Below are 26,324 nucleotides of genomic sequence, written 5' to 3' on the forward strand. Positions count from 1 at the left end.
GGTCCAGGCATCGCTGGCCATCAGGACGGGCTGCCGAGTTTTGGGAAGTCCCCACAGTTGTGGGGCTTGATCAGTGGACTACGGCGGCACGTCAGGGTTCTATTTTTTTCTTCAGATCCCCCTCGCCTGAGTCACCCGATCCACCAGATAGACCAGACCGTGGTAGTCGATTCCGCCGTGCTGCGTAAGACCAATCTCACAGGTACGACTGGTAGAAATCCCTTCGCTGCACTGCTGCACCGCATCCTTGAGCGTGCGCAGCGAATGGGCATTCAGCTCCGGCGTGGTGAAACCTTTGTCGCCGGCAAATCCGCAGCAGTGAATACCTTCTGGGATCACCACGTTTTTACTGCACTTGCGCGCCAGATCTATCAACGCCTGGCTCTCGCCCAAATGCTGGGTGCTACAGGTGACGTGCACCGCGATTGACGCTTCCTGCGGCGAGAAATCCAGTCGATCCATCAAATGCGTCCGGATGAAACGCACCGGGTCGTACAAGTCCAGTCGCACTTCACCCAGGTCTTGAACCAGCCGTAACGTACACGGGCTGGTGTCGCAGTAGATCGGGTCGAGCCCGCCGCGACTGGCGTGCAGCAACGCGCCGATCAGTTCCTGGCGTTTGTGTTCGGCCTGTTCGGCATAACCCTTGGAGGCGAATGGCTGACCACAGCAGAGGTTGTCCAGATTCTCCGGGAAGACCACTTGGTAACCGGCCTTTTCCAGTAGCCCACGGGTTTTGTCGTACAGCGACATTTGCTCTTTATCACCCGCCGCCGGGCCCATTGCCCGCGACACGCAGGCGGCCAGGTACACCACGCGAGGGCGTTCGTCCGATACGGTCGGGCTGAAGCGAATGGCTTTTTCCGGTTGCGGCATGGCGTTGGTCCATTGCGGGACCTGACCTTTGGATAAACGCGTCAACGTTGCCGAAAGCTTTGCCAATCGTGGCGCCCCCAACAGCATCCGCGCGCCGTTGGCCACGTGCAGGGTGAAACGTGCGCCTTGCAGCGCAGTGGCGAAATTACCTTCCAGCCAATGGGCGGTTTTCGTATGAGTTGCCTTCCGGCCGCGGAGCTTTTTCACCAGCTCGCCGGTGTTGATTCCTACAGGGCAACGCTGCGCACAGAGGCCGGTGGCGGCGCAGGTTTCGATACCTTGGTATTCGTAAGTGGCTTCGAGCTCGGTGGTGTCCACACCTGCACGTTTCTTCGCCTGAATATCACGCCAGATCACGATGCGCTGGCGCGGGCTCAGGGTCAGGCCTTTCGACGGGCAAACCGGTTCGCAGAACCCGCACTCGATGCACTTATCCACAATCTCGTCGGCGGCCGGCAACGGTTTCAGGTGTTTGAGATGGATCTGCGGATCCTCGCTGAGCACCACGTCCGGGTTGAGAATGCCGTTCGGGTCGAGCAGGCGCTTGAGTTGCCACATCAACCGGTAGGCATCGCTGCCCCATTCCAGTTCGACAAAGGGCGCCATGTTGCGACCGGTGCCGTGTTCAGCCTTCAGCGAACCACCGAACTCCACCGCCACCAACTGCGCGACGTCCTCCATGAACGCCTGATAGCGTGCGACTTCTTCCGGGTTGTTGAAGCCTTGGGTGAAGACGAAGTGCAGATTGCCTTCCAGGGCGTGTCCGAAAAGGATCGCTTCGTCGTAGTGATGTTTGTCGAACAACTCGATCAGCCGATTCACGCCGATGGCCAGTTGTTCCACTGGAAAGGTCACGTCTTCGATGATCACCGTGGTGCCGGTTTTACGCACGGCGCCGACGGCGGGGAAGGTGTCCTTGCGGATCGCCCAGAGGCGGGCGTTTTCCACCGGATCTTCGGTGAAGTCGACCTGTTTTTCCACCGGGAATGAGGTCAGCGACGCCATGATGTGCGCCAGTTGTTCCTGTAGCAATGTGGAGGATGCGGCGCGGGATTCGATTAGCAAGGCGCAGGCATTGTTCGACAGTTGCTGTACGAAAGCCGGCATGCCGGGTTTGTACTGCACCGAGCGCAGGCTGCGGCGGTCCAGCAGTTCCACGGCCGACACCGGTTGGCTTTTCAGCACGGTAACGGCGTTGCAGCAGGTTTCCACGTCCGGGAACACGATCAACGCCGACGCCTTGTTCGGGTGGTCGATCACGGTGTCGTAAGTCACCGCGCTGATGAACCCGAGGGTGCCTTCGGAGCCCACCAGCAAGTGGCTCAAGATATCCACAGGCTCGTCGAAATCCACCAGGGCATTGAGTGACAGGCCGGTGGTATTTTTCAGACGGTATTTGTGGCGAATTTTTGCTGCCAATTCGGCATTGGCGCGGGTCTCGCGACCCAGGCTCGCCAGATGTTCAAGCAGCGAAGCGTGGCTCTCACGAAACGCTGCAACACTCGCTGCATCCTCGGTGTCGAGACGGCTGCCATCGGCCAACACCAGACGAATGCCAGCCAACGTGTGATAAGTGTTTTGCGCCGTGCCGCAGCACATGCCGCTGGCATTGTTGGCGACGATGCCGCCGATCTTGCAGGCATTGATCGAGGCCGGGTCCGGACCGATCTTACGTCCGAACGGTGCCAGCCAGGTGTTAGCCTGCGCGCCGATCACGCCCGGTTGCAGACGAATTTGTGTGCCTTGACCGCGAACCTCGCGACCGTTCCAGTTATCCCCAAGAACGATCAGCACCGAATCGCTGATGGCCTGGCCGGACAGGCTGGTGCCGGCGGCGCGGAAGGTCACCGGGACCTGATCCCGTTGCGCGAGTTTGAGCAGCGCCACGACTTCATCTTCGGACTCGACACGAATCACCAGTTTCGGAATCAGCCGGTAGAAACTGGCGTCGGTGCCGAAGGCCAAGGTCGACAGCGGATCATCGAAACGGCGCTCTTGGGGAATCAGTTGATGTGCATCTCTCAGAAAAGCCGCCGGTAGACTCATTGGTCCTCCAGAATCAAAACCACCAGGTCTTTCGGACCGTGAGCGCCATAGGCCAGGACCTGCTCGATGTCGGCAGTTTTCGACGGGCCGGACACCAGCAGGGCGTTGGTCGGCAGGCCTTGGGCCCACTCGAATTCCTGCTGCACCTGATAGAAGTTATCGCGGATTTCACTGGCCTTGAGCAGGGCGAAATGCACCGGCGGCACCAGACTCATCAGGCGCGGCTCTTCCCGCGTCGGCCAGAGAATCAGACTACCTGTCGCGGCGATTGCACCGAGGGTGGTGGTCAGGCTCGCCGGGGTGTCGTTGAACAGCTCGGCTTTCCATTCTTCAACCGGACGGTCGTAGGCTTTGAGCGTGGGCAGGTCAGGATTTTTCGCCCAATGCTGAGTGATACGTTGACCGTGAGGTGTAGTCGGTGCGATCAACAGGCTCGGTATCGTACGATCCCGCAGTAACTGAGCCAGCAACTCTGGCCAACCATCGACAGACGTCAGATGTATTTCGGTGTGCACCGCTTCCATCAGTTTGCGCAGTTGTGGGATGCGTTGCTCAGCGGTGTAGGTGTACGGCGCTGTCACCAGCTCGACGTCGAACTCGTCAGGCACCGGTGTGGTGCCGGTCAGACTGTTCCGCAACTTGGCGAGGATATTTTGCTTGGCGCTCATCAGTGTTCTCCCTGTTTGGCCAGATGCTCGCGGGCCATGTCATGCAGTGAGCGGGCAGCGGGTTTCGGTGCGCTGTGGTTTTGCGTCCAAGGACCAACGTTACTCGGTGCTAGGGCACGCAGGCGAGTGGCGAAGAAGCCGAACAGGCGATAGAGCGTCGGCGAGCTGTTGAGCTTGGCCCAGGCGTTCCAGATAAAGCGTTCCTTGCGCGAATATTTGCTGCCTTGGCCGCGCATGACTTGATGAGGGCTGTCCGGGGCTTTGACGTTCTCTTCCCGTAGGCGACGCAGCAACGCCGGAATAGGAATTTTTACCGGGCAGACTTCACCGCAGGCGCCACACAGCGACGAGGCGCTCGGGTGGTCCGGGACTTTCGCCAGGCCGACCATGTGCGGAGTGACGATTTTTCCGATAGGCCCAGGGTAAACCTCCCCATAGGCGTGGCCGCCGATTCGGGTGTAGACCGGGCAATGATTCATACAGGCGCCACAACGGATGCAGTTCAGTGTCTGGCGTAATTCGCTGTCGGCGAAGGCTTGGCTGCGACCGTTGTCGAGCAACACCAGATGCACTTCCTGAGGACCGTCGAGCTCATGCTCTTTGCGTGGTCCGGAGATCATGTTGACGTAGGTGGTGATCGGAATGCCCAGGGCCGAACGGGTCAGCAGCGACAAGAGCGGCACCACGTCGCGCAGGTTTTCCACGACTTTTTCGATGCCGGTGACGGCGATGTGCACCGGTGGCACCGTAGTGGTCATCCGTCCGTTGCCTTCGTTTTCCACCAGCAGCAAGGTGCCGGTTTCAGCCACGGCGAAGTTGACGCCGGAGACGCCGATGTCTGCTTCGAAGAATTTCTGCCGCAAGACTCTGCGACCGATTTGAATGAGTTGGTCAACGTCCTTGGTGTACTCCACGCCAAGTTTGTCGTGGAACAAGGACGCGACCTGACCGGCATTCTTGTGGATCGCCGGCATAATAATGTGTGAAGGCTTTTCGTGGTCGAGCTGGACGATGTATTCACCCATGTCCGACTCCAGGCATTCAATGCCTTGAGCCTTGAGGACATGGTTCATTTCCATCTCTTCGCTGACCATCGATTTGCCCTTGATCACTTGCCGCCCCTCGTGAGCGCGGATGATCGAGAGGACGATGCCATTGGCCTCGTCCACCGTTTCCGCCCAGTGCACTGTCACACCGTTGCGGGTCAGGTTCTGTTCAAGCTGCTCGAGCAGGTCAGGCAACTTGGATAACGCACGGGCGCGGACAGCATTGCCCAGCGCGCGCAAATGTTCTCTTTCGTGGGCATCGCTGAAGGACGCTGCCCGTTTTGTCATCAGTGAATCCATCGCAGTGCGAAAGTTATTTCGCAGTTGCTTGTCACCCAACGCCTTGTGAGCCCGGGTGCGAAAATCTTCTTCTACGGCAACCGTAGGAATAATCGCGGAAGCGTTCATTGGGCGCCTCCGGTACGCTGCCAGAGGAAACTGGCCAGATGCTGGCCGCGCAACGCTTCCTTCTGTTTCTCCAGCGAGCCGTTGATGTTCATTAGGCAACCACAGTCGGCACTCAGTACCTTGTGCGCGCCGGATTCCTTCAACGATCGGGTCTTGTCAGCCACCATCGCGCCGGAAATGTCCGGCATACGGACGCTGAAAGTCCCACCGAAGCCACAGCATTCACTTTCATGACTGTGGTCGACTCGCTCCACGTTGCTCAGCTGCGCCAATAACTCACGGCCGTGCAGGTGGGTATTCATCTCACGACGTGCCGAACACGAGGTATGCAGTGCCACTTTCACAGGTGTGCCACTGTCCTTGAACTGCACCTTGCAGACAAACAACAGGAACTCGGCCAACTCGTAGGTCCGGGCGGCCAGAGCCTGAACCTGTTTCAGCATTTGCGGCTCATCCTTGAACAAGTCGGCATAGTGTTCACGCAACATGCCGGCACACGATCCTGACGGCACCACCACGGGATAGTCCCCGGCAAACAGCGCCAGTTGCGAGCGCGCCACGGTCCTTGCCTGCTCGGTGTAACCCGAGGTATAGGCCGGTTGCCCGCAGCAGCTTTGCCCTTGCGGATACTCGACACGAATGCCTTCGCGTTCCAGCAGATGAATCGCATCCATCCCGGCTTCCGGGTAGAACAAATCCACCACGCAGGTTCCGAACAGGTAGACCCGTGACGGTTTTTTGCTGGGGTATTGCCGAGGCTCGGGCACTGGCGGGGCGACGCGGGTCGCGTTCTGCACAGCGTTATAAAATTGCTCGCTCATCAGGCGGGTCTCTCGGCCGGTTATCCGTCCGTTGAGGCTGCTGAGTATAGAGAGGGAAGCTTTCAGCAGCCTTACAGACCGGGTTGTGAATAGCTGACGCCGGAGTCGTGGTCCGGCGTCGGTTTTTTCCGTGCTGCTTGTAGTTCTTAGTGCACCAGCATGCCGGTGAACCAATAGGCCTGAGCCAGGGTGATCAGGCCGACGATCGTTGCAAAGAATAGGCTGTGCTTGAGGGTGAAACGGAACAGATCCGATTCCTTGCCCACCAGACCGGTCGCGGCACAGGCCACCGCGATCGACTGCGGCGAAATCATCTTGCCGGTCACGCCGCCGCTGGTGTTCGCCGCTACCAGCAACACATCGCTCACGCCGATCTGGTGTGCAGTAGTCGCTTGCAACGAGCTGAACAGTGCGTTGGACGAGGTATCGGACCCGGTCAGAAACACGCCCAACCAACCAAGGAACGGCGAGAAGAACGGGAATGCTGCACCGGTGCCTGCCAGAACCAGCGCCATGGTCGATGACATGCCCGAATAGTTAGTGACGAAGGCGAAGGCGAGCACCATACCGATGGACAGAATCGGCCAGCGCAGCTCGTAGAAGGTCTCTTTAAAAGTGGTCAGACCAATTTTGACATTGATCTTCAGGACCAGCATCGAGATCAGCGCGGAGAAGAAGATCGCCGTGCCGGTCGCGGAAATCGGGTCGAGTTTGAACACCGCCGGAAGGGCGGTCGGGGCGGCCACGATCGGTGCGACCTTGATCACCATTTGGTCCAGGTGCGGGATCGCGAAGTTGAACACCCAGCTGTACATCGACCCGCCAGCGGCAAACATTGCCTTGAAGGGTTTCAGGGTCCAGATAGTGACCAGCACGGTGAGGATCAGGAACGGTGACCAGGCTTTGAGAATTTCACCGAGGCTGTAGGGCGAAGCCACGGTGCTGCGCGGCTGACCGAAACCGCCGGCGCTGGCGCCGACCACGGAAGCCGAGACCGCGCCGACGATGTGTTGGCCCGCTGCGCGTTTCGGCTGCCATACCTTCAGGAACAGCGTCAGGGAAATCAGGCTGGCCAAGGCCGAGGTGATGTCCGGCAGTTCCGGGCCGATGAAGTTCGAGGTGAAGTACTGGGTGACGGCAAAGCTCAGACCGGCGACCAGTGCTGCCGGCCAGGTTTCCCGCACGCCGCGCAGGCCATCCATCATGAACACCAGCCAGAACGGCACGAACAACGACAGCAGCGGCAGTTGACGGCCGGTCATGGCGCCGATCTTGAAGGCGTCGATTCCGGTCACTTGCCCGGCGACGATGATCGGAATCCCCAGGGCGCCGAAGGCAACCGGCGCGGTGTTGGCGATCAAGCACAGGCCAGCGGCGTACAGCGGGTTAAAGCCCAGACCTACCAGCAGTGCGGCGGTAATCGCTACCGGCGCACCGAATCCGGCTGCACCTTCCAGGAAGGCACCGAAGCAAAAGCCGATCAGCAGCACTTGCAGACGCTGGTCGTCGGTGATCGACAGCACTGAGCTGCGGATCACTTCGAACTGACCACTCTTGACCGTCAGTTTGTAGAGGAACACCGCCGCCACGATGATCCAGGCAATCGGCCACAGGCCGTAAGCGAAGCCATAGCCGGCGGCGGCGAAGGCCATGTCGACCGGCATCTGGAAGGCAAGGATCGCCACAGCAATGGACAAGGCCAGCGTGATGCTGCCGGCCACGTGTCCCTTGAGCCGGAACACGGCCAATGCCAGGAAGAAAAACACGATGGGGATAACGGCCGCGAGCGCGGACACGCCGAGACTGCCGAGCGGGGAATAGAGCTGTTGCCAGGTTTGCATATGGGGTGGCCCCTAATTGTTGTTGGTCAGGCACTGGTCAGCGTTCTTGGATAATTGGTAATACCAATTTACAATCGCTGTTGGCTAGGGTAAAAGCCTTGTAGGCGGTGTGTCAATTTGGCGTCCTAAAACTTTTGTCGAATAGGCGCTGTGGCGTGCAGGTGATCCACCCGATCAAATGCCGTCTGGTAGGTGCTGGCATAGCGCTGATAGGCCAGAATAGAGAGCCCGGCGAGTCGTCGGGATCGTGGAGAATTGAATTATGGGGTTTGATCAGATTCGTCAGCGCCGTTTGTCTGACGATATTGTCGAGCAACTCGAGGGGATGATTCTCGAGGGCACGCTGAAGGCGGGTGAGCGCTTGCCGGCCGAGCGTGCGTTGGCCGAGCAGTTTGGCGTGTCACGCCCTTCGTTGCGCGAAGCGATTCAGAAACTGGCGGCCAAGGGCTTGCTGGTCAGTCGCCAGGGTGGCGGCAATTACGTGGTGGAGTCGCTGGGGTCAACCTTCAGCGATCCGCTGCTGCATCTGCTGGAAAGCAACCCTGAAGCGCAGCGCGATCTGCTGGAATTTCGCCACACCCTGGAAGCCTCCTGTGCCTATTACGCAGCGTTGCGCGCAACGGACGTTGACCGCGAGCGGCTGACCGCGGCCTTCAACGAATTGCAGGACTGCTATACGCGTCATGATGAAGTGAGCCGTGCGGAAGAGGGCGCGGCGGATGCGAAATTCCATCTGGCGATTGCTGAAGCCAGTCACAACGCGGTGTTGCTGCACACCATTCGTGGGTTGTTCGACCTGCTCAAGCGCAACGTGGTGACCAATATCGGCGGGATGTACAAACAGCGCACCGAAACCCGCGACATGCTGATCACTCAGCATCGTGAGTTGTACCTGGCGATTATCGAAGGAAGGGCAGAGCAGGCGCGAGAAGTCTCCAGCCGACACATTTTGTATGTGCAGGAAGTGCTGGAAGAAGTGCGTCAGGAAGTGCAGCGCATGGCTCGGGCGGAGCGGCGCAAGGGGATTTAGTCGGAAATCAATCGTTCCCACGCAGACGGTTCGACGCCTCGACGTGGGAGCGATCATCAGGCCGGAAGATTAATCTTCCTTGCCCTTGTTTCGCACCGCACGCTGCAACTCGCGACCGGCGTCGCGTTCGCGTTCGGTATCACGCTTGTCGTATTCCTTCTTGCCCTTGCCCAGAGCGATCTCGCACTTGACCATGTGCTTGCTCCAGTACCAGGACAGGCACACGCAGGCGTAACCTTTTTGCTGCACGGCAGTGGCAAGCTTTTCCAGTTCGCGCCGGTTGAGCAGCAATTTCCGGGTGCGGGTCGGATCAGCGATGACGTGGGTGCTGGCGGTCATCAGGGGCGTAATGTGACTGCCGAGCAGCCAAGCTTCGCCATCCTTGAGCAGTACGTAACTGTCAACCAGTTGTAGCTTGCTTGCCCGCAGACTTTTTACTTCCCAGCCGGCCAGGACCAGACCAGCCTCGAACTTATGCTCGATGAAGTAATCGTGTCGCGCCTTTTTATTCTGCGCGATGGTCCCTGTTGGGTGTTTCTTCTGTTTAGCCATAGGGGCGGCATTATAGGGAGTTGCAAGCAAGTCGGCTACGGTGTCGCTACGTGCTTGAGCAGGTTGATTGAATCCCGGACAATGCGGCCTCTTTTTTTGAACGCTTGGGCGTGATAACGATGTCGACAGACAAGGTTTCTGTCCACGGCAGTTGGGCTAGCCGCTGGGTCTTCATACTCGCCGCGACCGGTTCGGCCGTGGGCCTGGGTAGTATCTGGAAATTCCCGTACATGGTCGGCGTCTATGGTGGCGGCGCCTTTGTGCTGATGTTTCTGGCCTGCATCGCGCTGATCGGTGTGCCCGTCATGCTGGCCGAAACCCTGATCGGCCGTCGCGCGCGACAGAGTCCGGCCAACGCCTTGAAGGTATTGGCGCTGGAAGCCGGGCATTCGGGTAAATGGTCCTGGGGGGCGTTTGCCGGGATGGTCACGGCGTTGCTGATCCTGTCTTTCTATAGTGTGGTCGGCGGCTGGTCGCTGGATTACATCATCGACATGGGCCGTGGTGACTTTCAGGGTGTAACGCCTGATCAGGTTGGCGCGTATTTCGGCAATGTAATCGCCGATCCATGGCGCCTGACACTTTGGCACACGATTTTCATGCTGCTGTCGGCAGTGGTCATCGCCAAAGGCGTCGTTGCCGGGCTTGAGCGTAGTCTGCGGATCATGATGCCGCTTCTCTTTGTGATGATTCTGGTGCTGCTGGGTTACAGCATGACCACCGGGCATTTCATGGAAGGCGTGCATTTTATGTTCGACTTTCACCCGGAAAAAGTACTCGACGGCTTGCTGCCCGCCATGGGGCACGCTTTCTTCTCCCTGAGCGTGGGCGTCGGCTCGATCATGATCTATGGCGCTTACATGCCAAAGAACTCGTCGATTTCCGGCACCATCGTCGGCGTGGCACTGCTCGATACCTTCGTTTCTCTGGTGGCCGGTTTGGCATTGTTTCCGATTGTGTTTGCCGCGGGCCTGAACCCGAGCGAAGGCCCTGGCCTGATGTTCGTCAGCCTGCCCTTTGCCTTTGGTAACGTAGCGTTCGGTCAACTGATGGGCGTAGTGTTCTTCGTGCTGGTAGCGATTGCCGCCTGGAGTTCGGCGATTTCCCTGCTCGAACCGATGGTGGCTTACCTGGTTGAACGCACGAAAGTCAGCCGCGCGTGGGTCACCTTCTGGCTGGCATTCACCTGCTGGTTCGTCGGACTGGGCACGGTGTTCTCCTTCAATATCTGGAAGGAAGCCAAATTTTTCGTGAACGAAGGCGGGTTGTTCCACCTCTATCAATGGGGTGCGGCGGGCGGTCTGGATTTCTTTGGTGTAATCGATTTCTTCACCTCGCGGATCATGTTGCCACTCGGTGGTTTGTGTTTCGTGGTGTTTGCAGGCTGGGTGATGGGCCGTGAGGCGGTACGCGACGAGTTGTCGATTCGCAGCCCGGTATTGTTCGCCCTGTCCCTGTTCTTGATGCGCTATGTGGCGCCCATCGGCATTCTCGTAGTGTTTGCCGCCCAGCTGTGGAAGTGACGCTGACATGACGACACACATTCAACGTTCGGCCTTGCTGCCGTACCCGGCGCAAGCGCTGTATGACCTGGTCAACGACGTGGCGCGTTATCCGGAATTCCTGCCGTGGTGCTCGACGGCCGAAGTGCTCGAAAGCTCTGCTGAGCATATGCGTGCCAGCGTAGGTGTGGCCAAGGGGGGGCTCAGTCAGCATTTCGTGACTCGAAATAGCTTGGTGCCCGGGCATTCGATTGAGATGAACCTCGAGGAAGGTCCGTTCAACCAGTTGCATGGCGTCTGGGTGTTCAAGCCGTTGGGGGAAAAGGCCTGCAAGATCAGTCTGGACCTGTCGTTCGATTACGCCGGGCCGATTGTTCGCGCTACCTTGGGGCCGTTGTTCAATCAGGCGGCCAATACGCTGGTGGATGCCTTCTGCCAGCGCGCCAAACAGATGCATGGTTGAGGTCGTGATCGACGTTGAGGTGGTCTATGCCGCCATTGATCGTCAGGTGCTTCTGTCGGTGACGGTGCCGGCAGGAACAACCGTGCGGGCGGCTTTGCTGAAGTCAGGTGTCGGCGAGGCGTTTGCGGAGCTGGATCTGGCCGATTGCCCGGTAGGGATCTTCGGCAAAGTGGTCGCAGATCCAGGCAATCATCCTGTCGAGGCGGGTGATCGCATCGAAATATACCGGCCATTGCTGGCTGATCCGAAAGAGGTTCGCCGGTTGCGTGCTGCCAAAGCTGCTGAGGCCAAAACCCGGAATCAGTGATTCGCTCAAATGCTGGACAATAAAAAACCCGGACATGCCGGGTTTTTTATTGCGTCGCAAATTATTGCGGCGAGGTTTCCAGAGGTTCTGGAGTCGGGACTGGAACGGTTTCTACACCGTCGACGTCCTTCTGGATCTGATCCAGCAACGAACCTGGCTTGACCGGTTTTTCCGGTTTCGGCTTCTCGGCGTTTTCTGCTGGCGCAGCAACTTCAGTGCCGCTGTCCTTGCCGAGAATGGCTTCGTCCCGGCTCACGCCTGGCATGAAATCACCAGAGAGGCTGACAAGTTGGTCATTAGGGTTGAAGATAACGCTAATGCGTTCCTGTTGGCGTTCACCGCCACCGGGTTGCAGGCTATACAAGTAATCCCAGCGATCGGCATGGAACGTGTCAGTCAGCAGCGGGTTGCCCATGATAAACCGTACTTGCCGACGGGTCATTCCCGGGCGTAACTGGTCTATCATGTCCTGCGTGACGACATTGCCCTGCTGGATGTCGATTTTGTAAACCCCGGGGAATGAACAACCGGCGAGTGCGAGCAGTCCCACAAAGGTGAAACTGGTTAGCAAGAGCTTGGTGTTTTGCATCGGTGGGCGACTTCCACTATCTTGGCTGGGACAACGTAAACGCCGATCATACCCGCATTAAGAGAAGCTGCGAAGCAGCATCGCGAGAAAGCTGACCATGGTTGAAAATAGCGAACTACGCAAAGCCGGCCTCAAAGTGACCCTTCCACGGGTCAAAATTCTGCAAATGCTCGATTCCGCCGAGCAACGCCACATGAGTGCCGAGGATGTCTACAAGGCGCTGATGGAGGCTGGTGAGGACGTCGGTCTGGCCACGGTTTACCGTGTTCTGACTCAGTTCGAGGCAGCTGGCCTTGTGGTGCGGCACAACTTCGACGGGGGCCATGCGGTCTTCGAGCTGGACGACGGCAAGCATCACGACCATATGGTCAACGTCGAGACCAGTGAAGTGATCGAATTCTTCGACGAAGAAATCGAGCGTCTGCAGAAGGCAATCGTCGACAAGTATGGCTTCGAGATGGTTGATCACAACCTTGTACTGTACGTGCGCAAGAAAAAGTAAGCATGTCGCGCGAACTTAAGGTTCGCGAAACGAGCGAAGGCGACCCCAGGGTCGCCTTCGTGCTTTCTGTCGGTCTTAAATTTTCGCAGTGACGACCATTTTCCTGGCATGAGCCAGGGATTCCTTGGTGAGGTCGATGCCTCCCAGCATCCGCGCCACTTCTTCGACACGATCATTCTTGCTCAGTTTGGAGACGGCTGTGTGAGTGGCATCCTCACCGCGCACTTTGTGTACGAATAGATGCTGATGACCCTGCGCCGCAACTTGCGGCAAGTGAGTGACCGTCAGAACCTGCCCGCGCTCCCCCAGTCGACGCAGCAACTGGCCGACGATCTCGGCGGTCGGGCCGCCGATGCCCACGTCCACTTCGTCGAACACCAAGGTCGGTACACGCGAGGTCTGTGCGGTGATCACTTGAATCGCCAGACTGATCCGTGACAGCTCGCCGCCGGATGCAACTTTTGCCAACGCTTTCAGCGGTTGCCCCGGGTTGGCGCTCACGAGCAGTTCTACCTGCTCGAGTCCATTGGGCAGGAGTTCATCGCTGCTGTTGGGGCGCAGTTCGATGGTGAAGCGACCGCCGGGCATGCCCAGTCGCTGGATTTCCTGCTCCACGGCGCTAGCCAGGCTGCTCGACGCCTGATGGCGTAAATCGCTCAGCTCACGAGCCTTCTCCTGATAGTGACGGGCATAGGAGGCCAGTTCATCGCTCAGTTGCTCGATGGATTCGTCGTTGGCATTCAGGGTTTCAATTTCATCCAGCAAGCGCTGCTGCATCTCGGCCACTTCGGTCGGCTGGATACGGTGTTTGCGCGCCATGGTGTAGATCGCATCAAGGCGTTCCTCCAAATACTGAAGACGCGCTGGATCGGCGTCGAAGTTATCAAGGAAGCGGTTCAGTTCCCCCACGGCTTCTTCGACCTGGATCTGCGCACTGGTCAGCAGACTACTGGCCTCGCCCAGGGCCCCAATCGAATTGTTGACGCTCGAAAGGCGGTTGAGGCTGGCGGTGAGGGCGTTCAGCACATTGCCGGAATCACTTTCGCTGCATTGCTCGACTACTTGCCGGCAAATGCCCAGCAGGGTTTCGGCGTTGGTCAGGTTCTTGTGTTCCTGTTCCAGCTGCTCCAGCTCGTTTTCGCCGAGGCCGAGGTTTTCCAGTTCTTCGAGTTGATAGCTGAGCAATTGATGGCGAGCGCGTTGTTCGTCGCCGGAATTGGAGAGGCGTTCCAGTTCCTGGCGGGTCTGACGCCAGCGTTGGGCGGCCAGGTGCACCTGACGGGCAAGGTCCGTTGCGCCGGCGTATTCGTCGAGCAGGCGGCGATGCGTGTCGGTCTTGAGCAGAGATTGGTGTTCATGCTGGCTGTGGATGTCGATCAGCAACTCGCCCAGGGCCTTGAGATCGCCGAGGGGGCAAGGCGTGCCATTGATGTAGCCGCGCGAGCGTCCTTCAGCGGTGATCACCCGGCGCAGGATGCATGGGCCGTCACTCTCCAGGTCGCGCTCGGCCAGCCAGGCGCTGGCTTCCGGAATATCGACCAGGTCGAAGGTTGCCAGGATATCGGCCTTGTCTGCGCCAGGACGGACCACGCCGCTGTCGGCACGATCGCCCAGGGTCAGGCCCAGGGCGTCAAGCATGATCGACTTGCCGGCGCCGGTCTCCCCGGTGATCACGCTCATCCCGCGATCGAGTTCGAGATCGAGATGTTCAACGATGGCGTAGTTATGTACGGACAGGTGCACCAGCATAAAGGCCGCTCCCAGGCTTTAGGTCTGGTTATTTATACAGTGTTTTGTTTCTGGCTGACAATGCCCTGCTTTAGCTCGATTTGCTTGATCCGACGAAATCCTTAGTGCGCACGGGAATGACAATGCAGCTGTTTTTTGTAGGGTTAATCAATAAGCGCCCCTTGAAGCTGAATTTTGCGGCCCCATATAGCTGGGCAGAAGCGCGAGTTGAGCTCGCGGACGATATTGAAAGGAGAAATCTATGGCTGACGAACAGACAGTGGATACGCAAAATCTAGACACCGATCAGGCTGCCCAGGATTCGGGTGATGAACTGGCGACTCGTGTTCAAGTGCTCGAAGAGCAATTGGCTGGCGCTCATGATCAGGCTTTGCGTGTAGCGGCTGATCTGCAGAACGTCCGCCGTCGCGCCGAGCAGGATGTCGAAAAGGCTCACAAGTTCGCGCTGGAAAAATTCGCCGGTGACTTGCTGCCGATCATCGACAGCCTGGAGCGCGGTCTCGAGTTGTCCAATCCGGATGACGAAAGCATCCGTCCAATGCGTGAAGGCATTGAGCTGACCCTGAAAATGTTCCAGGACACTCTGAAGCGTTATCAGCTGGAAGCGATTGATCCGCATGGCGAACCGTTCAATGCCGTTCAGCATCAGGCAATGGCCATGCAGGAAAGCGCCGACGTCGAGCCGAACAGCGTGCTCAAGGTGTTCCAGAAGGGCTATCAGCTCAACGGTCGCCTGCTGCGTCCGGCCATGGTCGTGGTCAGCAAGGCCCCGGCGCCGGTTTCGCCTTCGATTGACGAGCAGGCTTGAAATTAGCCGCAAGGCCCCCATTTAGAAGTCAAGCGTTTAAGTGCTACCGCAGTTAGCCACCACTGCTGCGGCATCCAAATCCAAAGTTTCGGGAGAGTGAACATGGGCAAAATTATCGGTATCGACCTGGGGACTACCAACTCCTGCGTCTCCGTGATGGAAAACGGCGTAGCCAAAGTTATTGAAAACGCTGAAGGCACGCGCACCACGCCGTCGATCATCGCTTATGCCAACGATGGTGAAATCCTCGTGGGTCAATCGGCCAAGCGTCAGGCAGTGACCAATCCGCACAACACCCTGTATGCGGTGAAGCGTTTGATCGGTCGTAAGTTCGACGAAGAAGTCGTACAGAAAGACATCAAGATGGTCCCGTACAAAATCGCCAAGGCTGATAACGGTGACGCTTGGGTTGAAGTGAACGGCCAGAAAATGTCGCCGCCACAAATCTCGGCTGAAATTCTGAAGAAAATGAAGAAGACTGCCGAAGACTACCTCGGCGAGCCAGTGACTGAAGCGGTGATCACCGTTCCGGCCTACTTCAACGACAGTCAGCGTCAAGCGACCAAAGACGCCGGTCGTATTGCTGGTCTGGACGTAAAACGTATCATCAACGAACCAACTGCAGCCGCTCTGGCCTACGGTATGGACAAGGCGAAAGGCGATCATACCGTGATCGTTTATGACTTGGGCGGCGGTACTTTCGACGTTTCCGTGATCGAAATCGCTGAAGTCGATGGCGAGCACCAGTTCGAAGTGTTGGCCACCAACGGCGACACATTCCTGGGCGGTGAAGACTTTGACATTCGTCTGATCGACTACCTCGTCGACGAATTCAAGAAAGAAAGCGGCATGAACCTTAAAGGTGACCCGCTGGCCATGCAGCGCCTGAAAGAAGCCGCTGAAAAAGCCAAGATCGAACTGTCTTCGAGCAATTCGACCGACGTGAACCTGCCGTACATCACTGCAGACGCCACCGGTCCTAAGCACTTGAACGTGAAAATCTCCCGCGCCAAGCTCGAAGCGCTGGTAGAAGACCTGGTTCAACGCACCATCGAACCTTGCCGTATCGCTCTGAAAGACTCCGGCATCGACATTGGCGCCATCAACGACGTGATCCTGGTGGGCGGTCAGACCCGCATGCCACTGGTTCAGAAGCTGGTGACCGAGTTCTTCGGTAAAGAAGCACGTAAAGACGTGAACCCGGACGAAGCCGTTGCCATGGGTGCTGCTATCCAGGGCGCAGTATTGGCCGGTGATGTGAAAGACGTTTTGCTGCTCGACGTCAGCCCGCTGACCCTGGGTATCGAAACCATGGGTGGCGTGATGACTGCGCTGATCGAGAAAAACACCACGATTCCTACCAAGAAGTCGCAAGTGTTCTCGACTGCCGATGACAACCAGGGCGCTGTGACCATTCACGTGCTGCAAGGTGAGCGTAAGCAAGCTGCTCAGAACAAGTCTTTGGGCAAGTTCGACCTGGCCGAGATTCCGCCAGCGCCACGTGGCGTACCACAAATTGAAGTGACCTTCGACATCGACGCCAACGGCATTCTGCACGTAGGCGCCAAAGACAAGGCTACCGGCAAGACTCAGTCGATCGTGATCAAGGCTAACTCCGGTCTGTCCGAGGAAGAGATTCAGCAGATGATTCGCGATGCTGAAGCCAACGTCGACGCAGATCGCCAGTTCGAAGAGTTGGCCGCTGCTCGTAACCAGGGCGATGCTCTGGTTCACTCGACGCGCAAAATGGTCGCTGACGCTGGCGACAAAGTGACCGCTGAAGAGAAGACTGCAATCGAAGCCGCAGTAGTTGCCCTGGAAGCCGCCGTCAAAGGTGACGACAAGGCTGCTATCGACGCCAAAGTTGAAGAACTGTCGAAAGTCTCCGCGCCAGTGGCTCAGAAAATGTACGCCGAGCAGGCTCAGCCAGCTGAAGGCGCTGCACCGCACGACGAAAAAGCTGAAAAGGCTGACGACGTTGTCGACGCTGAGTTTGAAGAAGTCAAAGACCACAAGTAAGTTGTTGGTCGCCCGGTTGACTGCCTTCAGGCGGTGACTGGTAGGATGTCGCCGCGCGGGAGCTTGCTCCCGCGTTGGCATGTCTGGAGTTAGCGAATTTTTACAGCATGCGACAAGGCGGGCTGTGTGGCTGGTTTGTTAAATCAAGTTCGGATGCCCGAAGTCCAAAGCCAAGGCGCTGTGACGAGTCATAGCTCGCTATGGCGAGGAGCAGCAACGCAGGCTATGGGCTTCGGGCGCCGAAATTGATTAACAAACCAGCCATACAGGTCGCCCCTGGGTGCTGATGGTATGGCCGGGAATGCTCCTGCTTTTCGAGCCGAAAGTACCGCATTGAATCAAAGACCAGGATCGTTGAATTGACGTGAGTTGGGTCCGGGCCTGTATTGGGGCTCAACGAGTTTGGCGAGGCTCAGGAGAGGTTTGCCGAACGTCCTTAAGAGTGCAAAGACTTATGGCAAAGCGTGACTATTACGAAGTATTGGGTGTTGAGCGCGGCTCAAGCGAAGCGGACCTGAAAAAGGCCTACCGTCGCCTGGCAATGAAGCACCACCCGGACCGTAATCCCGATGACAAAGCGTCGGAAGATATGTTCAAAGAGGCCAACGAGGCCTACGAAATACTGTCCGATTCCAGCAAGCGCGCCGCCTATGACCAGTATGGTCATGCCGGTGTCGACCCGAGCATGGGCGGCGGTGGTGCCGGGTTTGGCGGTCAGAACTTCTCCGATATCTTTGGTGATGTCTTCAGTGACTTCTTCGGCGGCGGTCGCGGCGGTGCTCGTGGCGGCGCTCAGCGCGGCAGCGACCTGCGTTACACCCTGGAACTGAACCTGGAAGAGGCGGTGCGCGGTACGACCGTGAATATCCGTGTTCCGACACTGGTCAACTGCAAGCCGTGCGACGGTTCGGGTGCCAAGAAAGGCTCCGCGCCGATCACCTGCCCGACTTGCGGCGGTATCGGCCAGGTGCGCATGCAGCAAGGCTTTTTCTCGGTGCAGCAAACCTGCCCGCGCTGCCATGGTCAGGGCAAGATCATTTCCGATCCGTGCGATTCCTGCCACGGCCAAGGCCGTGTCGAAGAGTACAAAACCCTCTCGGTGAAAGTGCCGGCCGGTGTCGATACCGGTGATCGCATTCGTCTGTCCGGCGAAGGCGAGGCGGGTGCTCAGGGTGGTCCGACTGGCGACCTGTACGTGGTGATCAACGTGCGCGAGCACGCGATCTTCCAGCGCGACGGCAAGCACCTGTTCTGCGAAGTGCCGATCAGTTTTGTCGATGCTGCGCTGGGTGGCGAGCTGGAGATTCCGACCCTCGATGGTCGAGTCAAACTGAAAATCCCTGAGGGGACTCAGACCGGCAAGCAGTTCCGTGTTCGTGGCAAGGGCGTTGCGCCAGTGCGCGGCGGCGGTGCTGGTGATTTGATGTGCCGTGTGGCGGTCGAAACCCCGGTCAACCTGGGTCGTCGTCAGCGCGAGTTGCTGGAAGAGTTCCGCAGCTCCCTGGCGGATGACAACAGCCATTCGCCTAAAACCACCGGTTGGTTCGAAGGCGTGAAGCGCTTCTTTGGCGATTTGTAAGGAGTCGGCATGCGACGTATAGCTGTGATGGGCGCTGCCGGGCGCATGGGCAAGATCCTGGTCGAGGCAGTGCAGCAACGCTCGCCGCTGACCGGTCTGACGGCAGCCATCGTACGCCCCGGCAGCACGCTGATTGGCGTGGATGCCGGTGAACTGGCTTCGCTTGGGCGTATCGGCGTGCCGTTGTCCGGTCATGTGGAGGCGGTGGCTGATGAGTTCGACGTGCTGATCGACTTCACACTCCCGGAAGTCATGCTGAAAAACCTGGCGTTCTGCCGCAAGACGGGCAAGGCCATGGTGATCGGCACTACCGGTTTGGACGCTGCACAGAAGCAGTTGCTGGTGGAGGCGGGCAAGGACATTCCCATTGTGTTCGCAGCCAATTTCAGTGTGGGTGTGAACCTGTCGCTGAAGCTGCTCGATATGACGGCTCGTGTGTTGGGCGATGAGGCGGATATAGAAATCATCGAGGCTCATCATCGGCACAAGATCGATGCGCCTTCAGGTACGGCCCTGCGCATGGGCGAGGTCATCGCAAGCGCCCTGGATCGTGATCTGCAAAAGGTTGCGGTTTACGGGCGAGAAGGCCACACCGGTGCGCGTGAGCGTGAAACGATCGGCTTTTCCACTGTTCGTGGTGGTGATGTGGTTGGCGATCATACGGTGCTGTTCGCTTGTGAGGGTGAGCGACTGGAGATCACGCATAAAGCTTCCAGTCGCATGACCTTCGCCAAGGGCGCGGTACGTGCTGCGTTGTGGCTGGAGGGTCGTGATCCGGGTCTTTACGACATGCAAGACGTGCTCGATCTGCGTTAAGATGCGCCCGAAACCGGGTTCCAACACACTGTTTGGACCCGGTTTTATTACGCCAAGCGACGTCCTGTCGCATTCCCCGGCCTTTAAGGCTCATTGGCGGTAGACCAAAAATGCCTTTTTCTGTAAGCTACAGCTTTAGTGTGTCCACTAAAAGCGCGCAGAATTATTCGGTGAAGAAGCGGGGTGACGTGTCCATACGTCACTCCGCTTTTTTACAACCTGCGATCGCCCTTTCAGGCTTTATTTACGGGAGGTCTTCTTGACTAAGCCAGCCATACTCGCCCTTGCTGATGGCAGCATTTTTCGCGGCGAAGCCATTGGAGCCGACGGTCAAACCGTTGGTGAGGTGGTGTTCAACACCGCCATGACCGGCTATCAGGAAATCCTTACCGATCCTTCCTACGCCCAACAGATTGTTACCCTGACTTACCCGCACATCGGCAACACCGGCACCACGCCGGAAGACGCCGAGTCCGATCGCGTCTGGTCCGCGGGCCTGGTTATCCGTGACCTGCCACTGGTGGCGAGCAACTGGCGTAACACAATGTCTCTGTCCGACTACCTGAAAGCCAACAATGTTGTGGCAATCGCCGGTATCGACACTCGCCGCCTGACACGCATCCTGCGTGAAAAAGGCGCACAGAACGGCTGCATCGTGGCGGGGGACAACATTTCCGAAGAAGCCGCCATCGCCGCCGCTCAGGGTTTCCCTGGCCTAAAAGGCATGGACTTGGCGAAGGTTGTCAGCACCAAAGAGAAATACGAGTGGCGCTCGACTGTCTGGGATCTGAAAACCGACAGCCACGCGACCATCGACGCTTCCGAGCTGCCGTACCACGTGGTTGCCTACGACTACGGCGTCAAGCTGAACATCCTGCGCATGCTGGTCGAGCGCGGTTGCCGCGTGACCGTGGTGCCGGCTCAAACGCCAGCCGCTGATGTTCTGGCTCTGAAGCCGGACGGCGTGTTCCTGTCCAACGGCCCTGGTGATCCAGAGCCTTGCGACTACGCGATCCAGGCGATCAAGGACGTGCTGGAGACCGAGATTCCGGTCTTCGGCATCTGCCTCGGTCACCAGCTGCTGGCTCTGGCCTCCGGCGCCAAGACCCTGAAAATGGGTCACGGCCACCACGGTGCCAACCACCCGGTTCAGGATCTGGACACCGGCGTTGTGATGATCACCAGCCAGAACCACGGTTTTGCGGTAGACGAAGCCACCCTGCCAGCCAACGTTCGCGCGATTCACAAATCGCTGTTCGACGGCACCCTGCAAGGGATCGAGCGTACCGACAAGAGCGCCTTCAGCTTCCAGGGTCACCCTGAAGCCAGCCCTGGCCCGAACGACGTAGCACCACTGTTTGATCGCTTCATCAATGAGATGGCCAAGCGACGCTAATCGCTCGCCTTGATGTAGCAAAGCGTGAGGGCGGTCCCGAAGTGGCGGCCCCCTCAAGGCTTCAAAGATTGAACAAGACGGCTTGCCGACTGACCTGCGGATTTGAGTGACAAACCCATGCCAAAACGTACAGATATTAAAAGCATCCTGATTCTCGGCGCTGGCCCGATCGTGATCGGCCAGGCCTGCGAGTTCGACTACTCCGGCGCCCAGGCCTGTAAAGCCCTGCGCGAGGAGGGTTACCGCGTCATCCTGGTGAACTCCAACCCAGCGACCATCATGACCGACCCGGACATGGCTGACGCCACGTACATCGAGCCGATCAAATGGCAGACCGTTGCCAAGATCATCGAGAAAGAGCGTCCGGACGCGCTGCTGCCGACCATGGGTGGCCAGACCGCTCTGAACTGCGCTCTGGACCTGGAGCGCGAAGGTATTCTGGAGAAGTTCGGCGTAGAGATGATCGGCGCCAACGCTGACACCATCGACAAGGCTGAAGATCGTTCGCGCTTTGACAAGGCGATGAAATCCATCGGTCTGGACTGCCCGCGCTCGGGTATCGCTCACAGCATGGAAGAGGCCAACGTGGTGCTTGAGAAGCTCGGCTTCCCGTGCATCATCCGTCCGTCCTTCACCATGGGCGGCACCGGTGGCGGTATCGCTTACAACCGTGAAGAGTTCGAAGAAATCTGCGCCCGCGGTCTGGACCTGTCGCCGACCAAAGAGCTGCTGATCGACGAATCCCTGATCGGCTGGAAAGAGTACGAGATGGAGGTTGTCCGCGATAAGAAGGACAACTGCATCATCGTCTGCTCCATCGAAAACTTTGACCCGATGGGTGTGCACACCGGTGACTCGATCACTGTTGCACCGGCTCAGACCCTGACCGACAAAGAATATCAGATCATGCGTAACGCCTCCTTGGCGGTACTGCGTGAGATCGGCGTGGAAACCGGCGGTTCGAACGTGCAGTTCGGTATTTGCCCGGACACCGGTCGCATGGTTGTGATCGAGATGAACCCGCGGGTATCTCGTTCCTCGGCACTGGCCTCCAAGGCCACCGGCTTCCCGATCGCCCGGGTCGCGGCCAAACTGGCAATCGGCTACACCCTCGACGAACTGCAGAACGAAATCACCGGCGGCAAGACCCCGGCGTCCTTCGAGCCGTCCATCGACTACGTCGTTACCAAGCTGCCACGCTTCGCCTTCGAGAAATTCCCGAAAGCCGACGCACGCCTCACCACTCAAATGAAGTCGGTGGGTGAAGTCATGGCCATCGGCCGGACCTTCCAGGAATCTCTGCAGAAAGCCCTTCGCGGGCTGGAAGTGGGCGTTTGCGGCCTGGACGAGAAGCTTGACCTGAGCAACCCGGAAAGCATGAGCGTGCTCAAGCGCGAACTGACCGTGCCGGGCGCCGAGCGTATCTGGTACGTGGCTGACGCTTTCCGCGCCGGCCTGTCGGTCGAAGACATCTTCGGCATGAACATGATCGACCCGTGGTTCCTGGTGCAGATCGAAGATCTGGTCAAGGAAGAAGAGAAGGTCAAGACCTTGGGTCTGGCCAGCATCGACCGCGACATGATGTTTAAGCTCAAGCGTAAAGGCTTCTCGGACATGCGTCTGGCCAAGCTGCTGGGCGTGACCGAGAAAAACTTGCGTCGCCATCGTCACAAGCTGGAAATCTTCCCGGTCTACAAGCGCGTTGACACCTGTGCAGCCGAGTTCGCCACCGACACCGCCTACCTCTACTCGACTTACGAGGAAGAATGCGAAGCCGCACCGTCGGGCCGCGACAAGATCATGATCCTCGGCGGCGGTCCTAACCGTATCGGTCAAGGCATCGAGTTCGACTACTGCTGCGTACACGCGGCGCTGGCCCTGCGCGCCGATGGTTACGAGACCATCATGGTCAACTGCAACCCGGAAACCGTTTCCACCGACTACGACACCTCCGATCGCCTGTACTTCGAACCAGTAACCCTGGAAGACGTGCTGGAAATCGTCCGCGTCGAGAAGCCGAAAGGCGTGATCGTCCAGTACGGCGGCCAGACCCCGTTGAAACTGGCTCGTGCTCTGGAAGAAGCTGGCGTGCCGATCATCGGCACCAGCCCTGACGCCATCGACCGTGCCGAAGACCGTGAGCGTTTCCAGCAGATGGTTGAGCGCCTGAACCTGCGCCAGCCGCCAAACGCCACCGTGCGCAGCGAAGACGAAGCGATTCGTGCCGCCGCGAAAATCGGTTACCCGCTGGTGGTTCGTCCGTCCTACGTATTGGGCGGTCGCGCGATGGAAATCGTCTACGAAGAAGAAGAACTCAAGCGCTACCTGCGTGATGCGGTGAAAGTGTCCAACGACAGCCCGGTGCTGCTCGACCACTTCCTCAACTGCGCCATCGAAATGGACGTGGATGCAGTTTGCGACGGCACCGACGTGGTGATCGGCGCGATCATGCAGCACATCGAGCAGGCCGGTGTTCACTCCGGTGACTCCGCATGCTCCCTGCCGCCGTACTCGCTGCCTGCACACATCCAGGACGAGATGCGCGAACAGGTCAAGAAAATGGCCCTGGAGCTGGGCGTTGTCGGCCTGATGAACGTTCAGTTGGCGCTGCAAGGCGAAGACATCTACGTCATCGAAGTCAACCCGCGCGCTTCCCGTACCGTACCTTTCGTGTCCAAGTGCATCGGCGTTTCCCTGGCGATGATCGCGGCTCGCGTCATGGCAGGTAAAACGCTGAAGGAAATCGGCTTTACCAAAGAAATCATTCCGAACTTCTACAGCGTGAAAGAGGCGGTATTCCCATTCGCCAAGTTCCCTGGTGTGGACCCGATCCTGGGCCCGGAGATGAAGTCCACCGGTGAAGTGATGGGCGTGGGCGACACCTTCGGTGAGGCGTTTGCCAAAGCCCAAATGGGCGCCAGCGAAGTGCTGCCGACTGGCGGTACCGCGTTCATCAGCGTGCGTGACGACGACAAGCCACTGGTTGCAGGGGTGGCCCGTGATCTGATCAACTTGGGCTTCGAAGTGGTCGCCACAGCCGGTACTGCCAAGCTGATCGAAGCCGCAGGCCTGAAAGTGCGTCGTGTGAACAAGGTGACCGAAGGTCGTCCGCACGTGGTCGACATGATCAAGAATGACGAAGTCACCCTGATCATCAACACCACCGAAGGTCGTCAGTCGATCGCTGATTCGTACTCCATTCGTCGTAATGCCTTGCAGCACAAGATCTACTGCACCACCACCATTGCTGCTGGCGAAGCCATCTGCGAAGCGCTGAAGTTCGGTCCCGAGAAGACCGTGCGCCGCTTGCAGGATCTACACGCAGGATTGAAGGCATGATCAAGTACCCAATGACCGTCCAGGGCGCGAAAGCCCTGGAAGAAGAACACGCTCACCTGACCAAAGTCGTCCGTCCGAAGCTTAGCCAGGACATCGGCACGGCCCGCGAGTTGGGTGACTTGAAGGAAAACGCCGAATACCACGCTGCTCGCGAGCAGCAGGGTATGGTCGAGGCTCGGATCCGCGACATCGAAGGCCGCATGCAGAACGCGGTGATTATTGATGTCACGACCATTCCTCATACCGGCAAAGTGATCTTCGGCACCACCGTTGAAATCGCCAACGTCGAGACGGATGAGCGCGTCACTTACCACATCGTGGGTGAGGATGAAGCTGACTTCAAACTTGGCAAGATTTCGGTCGGTTCACCACTGTCCCGCGCCTTGATTGCCAAGGAAGAGGGTGACGTGGTTGCCGTGAAAACACCGGGTGGCGTTATCGAGTACGAGATTGTCGAAGTCCGCCACCTCTGAAAGAAGGCGCCCGCTCCGTGCGGGCGCCATGCTTTGGCAACTGACTCAGATGTTGTGGGTTGGCGGCCTGTGGCTGTTACACATCGGTCTGCTGCCGGTGCTGGGCCAGATAGGTCTGGCGCCGCTGCTGATCGACGAAATTGCAGGCATGTTGAATGCGCTGATGGTGGGTTTCGCCACAGCATGTGTGATTTTTCAGGCTTTGGTGCTGATTCAGGCCGAGGGCCTTGCCAGTCTATGGCGCGATATTCGCGGGCAACTGCTGATGATGGCGCTGTATGCGTGTGCGATGTATGTCGCGGTGCGTATCGGCTGGCCGGACGCGGTGCGTTGGCAGGTGTTCAGCTATCTTGTTCTGGGCTTTTCCGGGCTGGTGCTGGTGTTGCAGCCGGTGCCTGGATGGAGTGGCAGGGTGCGCGAAGCACACCCTTGACCCTTGCCATCACTTGAAGCGATGGACGTTCGACAGCTGCTTGTTGACGCTGAAGTTCTTGCGGTAAATCAGTGCCATCTTGCCGATGACTTGAACCAGATCCCCTTTGCCGACCTTGCAGAGTTCTGCAATGGTCGCCAGGCGGGATTCGCGATCGAGGATGTTGAGCTTGATTTTGATCAGCTCGTGATCCGCCAAAGCGCGTTCAAGTTCGGCTAACACACCTTCAGTCAAACCGTTGTCAGCCACAGTCAAAACTGGTTTCAGATGGTGGCCAATGGATTTGTACTGTTTCTTCTGCTCTTGAGTGAGCGGCATAATCTGACCCCCGCGTCTGATCTTGTAAAAAGCGGCGGCCAGTTTACCCGAGCGAGTCCGGGACCGCCCAGTTAATCACGACCCGTTTTATTTTCGAGGTGGCCCGTGGCCCGTTCCAAGACAAGCCTTAAGTGGCTGCAAGAGCATTTCAACGACCCATTCGTCAAAATGGCGCAAAAAGATGGGTACCGCTCCCGTGCCAGCTACAAACTGCTGGAGATCCAGGACCGAGACCGTTTGATCCGTCCAGGCATGAGCGTGATCGACCTGGGCGCCGCCCCGGGTGGCTGGTCCCAGGTGACCAGTCGTCTGATTGGTGGGCAAGGTACGCTGATTGCTTCCGACATCCTTGAAATGGACAGCATCCCTGATGTGACCTTCATTCAGGGCGACTTCACCGAGGACGCCGTGCTGGCGCAGATTCTCGAAGCTGTCGGAAAAAACGAGGTAGACCTTGTGATTTCCGATATGGCCCCCAATATGAGTGGATTGGCGTCTGTTGATATGCCGCGATCGATGTTCCTGTGCGAGTTGGCGCTGGATCTGGCGACTCGGGTGTTGAAGCCCGGTGGTGATTTCTTGATCAAGGTTTTCCAGGGTGAAGGTTTCGACGAATACCACAAAAGCGTTCGCCAGCAATTCGAGAAGGTCACGACGCGCAAGCCTAAATCGTCGCGCGATCGCTCTCGTGAGCAGTACCTGCTGGCTCGTGGTTTCCGCGGTCGCAGCGAGGAATAAGAGGT

At 58.2% G+C, this 26,324-nt stretch carries 23 protein-coding genes; 14 read left to right on the plus strand and 9 right to left on the minus strand.

Features of this window, described 5'->3' with window-relative positions:
* Positions 1-111: 111 nt before the first annotated feature.
* The 5 genes from ACYZT3_RS04945 to ACYZT3_RS04965 all read right to left on the minus strand — a co-directional run bounded on the left by ACYZT3_RS04945 (position 112) and on the right by ACYZT3_RS04965 (position 7,706).
* Entirely contained in the window at positions 112-2,922 is a 2,811-nt protein-coding gene (locus tag ACYZT3_RS04945; protein WP_462031629.1) for an FAD-binding and (Fe-S)-binding domain-containing protein, read from the minus strand.
* Complete coding sequence (locus tag ACYZT3_RS04950) at positions 2,919-3,590, minus strand: LutC/YkgG family protein (RefSeq protein WP_282374926.1); 672 nt, start codon at positions 3,588-3,590, stop codon at positions 2,919-2,921. Before ACYZT3_RS04950 ends, ACYZT3_RS04945 begins: the two co-directional genes overlap by 4 nt.
* A complete protein-coding gene (locus ACYZT3_RS04955; RefSeq protein WP_462031630.1) occupies positions 3,590-5,044 on the minus strand; it encodes a LutB/LldF family L-lactate oxidation iron-sulfur protein in 1,455 nt (484 codons plus the stop codon). The genes ACYZT3_RS04950 and ACYZT3_RS04955 overlap by 1 nt, the downstream gene beginning before the upstream one ends.
* Positions 5,041-5,865, minus strand: a complete 825-nt coding sequence (locus ACYZT3_RS04960) for a (Fe-S)-binding protein (protein WP_282374931.1) — start codon at positions 5,863-5,865, stop codon at positions 5,041-5,043. The genes ACYZT3_RS04955 and ACYZT3_RS04960 overlap by 4 nt, the downstream gene beginning before the upstream one ends.
* 146 nt (positions 5,866-6,011) lie before the next feature.
* Positions 6,012-7,706 (minus strand): lactate permease LctP family transporter, encoded by a 1,695-nt coding sequence (locus ACYZT3_RS04965; protein ID WP_462031631.1) that lies wholly within the window; start codon positions 7,704-7,706, stop codon positions 6,012-6,014.
* Positions 7,707-7,968: 262 nt separating this feature from the next.
* Between ACYZT3_RS04965 and ACYZT3_RS04970 the strand changes: the two genes are divergently transcribed.
* Positions 7,969-8,736: a GntR family transcriptional regulator gene (locus tag ACYZT3_RS04970; protein ID WP_282374935.1), complete on the plus strand. Its 768-nt coding sequence runs from the start codon at positions 7,969-7,971 to the stop codon at positions 8,734-8,736.
* 69 nt (positions 8,737-8,805) lie between these two features.
* On the opposite strand, the gene smpB is transcribed toward ACYZT3_RS04970, so the two are convergent.
* Positions 8,806-9,288 (minus strand): SsrA-binding protein SmpB, encoded by a 483-nt coding sequence (gene smpB / locus ACYZT3_RS04975; protein ID WP_008149046.1) that lies wholly within the window; start codon positions 9,286-9,288, stop codon positions 8,806-8,808.
* A 119-nt stretch (positions 9,289-9,407) separates the two neighbouring features.
* On the opposite strand from smpB, the gene ACYZT3_RS04980 reads away from it, so the two are divergent.
* Genes ACYZT3_RS04980 through ACYZT3_RS04990 form a run of 3 tightly spaced genes read left to right on the plus strand, consistent with a single transcriptional unit; the run spans position 9,408 to position 11,560 of the window.
* Positions 9,408-10,811, plus strand: coding sequence for a sodium-dependent transporter (locus ACYZT3_RS04980; protein WP_282374938.1), 1,404 nt, complete (start codon positions 9,408-9,410; stop codon positions 10,809-10,811).
* Positions 10,812-10,818: 7 nt separating this feature from the next.
* Positions 10,819-11,253, plus strand: coding sequence for a type II toxin-antitoxin system RatA family toxin (locus ACYZT3_RS04985; protein ID WP_282374940.1), 435 nt, complete (start codon positions 10,819-10,821; stop codon positions 11,251-11,253).
* On the plus strand, positions 11,246-11,560 hold the full coding sequence (locus ACYZT3_RS04990; protein WP_282374942.1) for an RnfH family protein: 315 nt from the start codon (positions 11,246-11,248) through the stop codon (positions 11,558-11,560). The genes ACYZT3_RS04985 and ACYZT3_RS04990 overlap by 8 nt, the downstream gene beginning before the upstream one ends.
* Positions 11,561-11,621: 61 nt before the next feature.
* Here ACYZT3_RS04990 and ACYZT3_RS04995 read toward each other — a convergent pair whose 3' ends face one another.
* A complete protein-coding gene (locus tag ACYZT3_RS04995) occupies positions 11,622-12,149 on the minus strand; it encodes an outer membrane protein assembly factor BamE (RefSeq protein WP_462031632.1) in 528 nt (175 codons plus the stop codon).
* 97 nt (positions 12,150-12,246) lie between these two features.
* Between ACYZT3_RS04995 and fur the strand changes: the two genes are divergently transcribed.
* The gene (gene fur, locus ACYZT3_RS05000; protein WP_003197684.1) at positions 12,247-12,651 is read left to right on the plus strand and encodes a ferric iron uptake transcriptional regulator; all 405 of its coding nucleotides are present in this window, start codon (positions 12,247-12,249) and stop codon (positions 12,649-12,651) included.
* A gap of 75 nt (positions 12,652-12,726) precedes the next feature.
* Here the strand turns inward: fur and recN are convergent, their stop codons facing one another.
* Positions 12,727-14,400 carry a DNA repair protein RecN gene (recN, locus tag ACYZT3_RS05005; protein WP_282374946.1) on the minus strand — a complete coding sequence of 558 codons (1,674 nt, stop codon included), beginning with the start codon at positions 14,398-14,400 and terminating at the stop codon, positions 12,727-12,729.
* A gap of 241 nt (positions 14,401-14,641) precedes the next feature.
* On the opposite strand from recN, the gene grpE reads away from it, so the two are divergent.
* The 8 genes from grpE to ACYZT3_RS05045 all read left to right on the plus strand — a co-directional run bounded on the left by grpE (position 14,642) and on the right by ACYZT3_RS05045 (position 25,263).
* Positions 14,642-15,208 carry a nucleotide exchange factor GrpE gene (grpE, locus tag ACYZT3_RS05010; protein WP_282374947.1) on the plus strand — a complete coding sequence of 189 codons (567 nt, stop codon included), beginning with the start codon at positions 14,642-14,644 and terminating at the stop codon, positions 15,206-15,208.
* A 102-nt stretch (positions 15,209-15,310) separates the two neighbouring features.
* Complete coding sequence (gene dnaK / locus ACYZT3_RS05015) at positions 15,311-17,227, plus strand: molecular chaperone DnaK (RefSeq protein ID WP_131060791.1); 1,917 nt, start codon at positions 15,311-15,313, stop codon at positions 17,225-17,227.
* A gap of 454 nt (positions 17,228-17,681) precedes the next feature.
* Positions 17,682-18,806, plus strand: coding sequence for a molecular chaperone DnaJ (gene dnaJ / locus ACYZT3_RS05020; RefSeq protein ID WP_462031633.1), 1,125 nt, complete (start codon positions 17,682-17,684; stop codon positions 18,804-18,806).
* A gap of 9 nt (positions 18,807-18,815) precedes the next feature.
* Positions 18,816-19,622 (plus strand): 4-hydroxy-tetrahydrodipicolinate reductase, encoded by an 807-nt coding sequence (dapB, locus tag ACYZT3_RS05025; RefSeq protein ID WP_282374960.1) that lies wholly within the window; start codon positions 18,816-18,818, stop codon positions 19,620-19,622.
* 259 nt (positions 19,623-19,881) lie between these two features.
* Entirely contained in the window at positions 19,882-21,018 is a 1,137-nt protein-coding gene (gene carA, locus ACYZT3_RS05030; RefSeq protein ID WP_462031634.1) for a glutamine-hydrolyzing carbamoyl-phosphate synthase small subunit, read from the plus strand.
* Between the two features lie 117 nt (positions 21,019-21,135).
* The gene (carB, locus tag ACYZT3_RS05035; RefSeq protein ID WP_282374964.1) at positions 21,136-24,357 is read left to right on the plus strand and encodes a carbamoyl-phosphate synthase large subunit; all 3,222 of its coding nucleotides are present in this window, start codon (positions 21,136-21,138) and stop codon (positions 24,355-24,357) included.
* Positions 24,354-24,830, plus strand: coding sequence for a transcription elongation factor GreA (gene greA / locus ACYZT3_RS05040; protein WP_282374966.1), 477 nt, complete (start codon positions 24,354-24,356; stop codon positions 24,828-24,830). The genes carB and greA overlap by 4 nt, the downstream gene beginning before the upstream one ends.
* A gap of 28 nt (positions 24,831-24,858) precedes the next feature.
* A complete protein-coding gene (locus tag ACYZT3_RS05045; protein ID WP_462031635.1) occupies positions 24,859-25,263 on the plus strand; it encodes an MFS transporter in 405 nt (134 codons plus the stop codon).
* Between the two features lie 9 nt (positions 25,264-25,272).
* Here the strand turns inward: ACYZT3_RS05045 and ACYZT3_RS05050 are convergent, their stop codons facing one another.
* On the minus strand, positions 25,273-25,581 hold the full coding sequence (locus ACYZT3_RS05050; protein WP_282374969.1) for a YhbY family RNA-binding protein: 309 nt from the start codon (positions 25,579-25,581) through the stop codon (positions 25,273-25,275).
* Between the two features lie 105 nt (positions 25,582-25,686).
* On the opposite strand from ACYZT3_RS05050, the gene rlmE reads away from it, so the two are divergent.
* Positions 25,687-26,319: a 23S rRNA (uridine(2552)-2'-O)-methyltransferase RlmE gene (gene rlmE / locus ACYZT3_RS05055; RefSeq protein WP_282374971.1), complete on the plus strand. Its 633-nt coding sequence runs from the start codon at positions 25,687-25,689 to the stop codon at positions 26,317-26,319.
* The last annotated feature ends 5 nt before the right edge of the window (positions 26,320-26,324 follow it).

The organism is Pseudomonas sp. MDT1-16 (assembly GCF_054898115.1).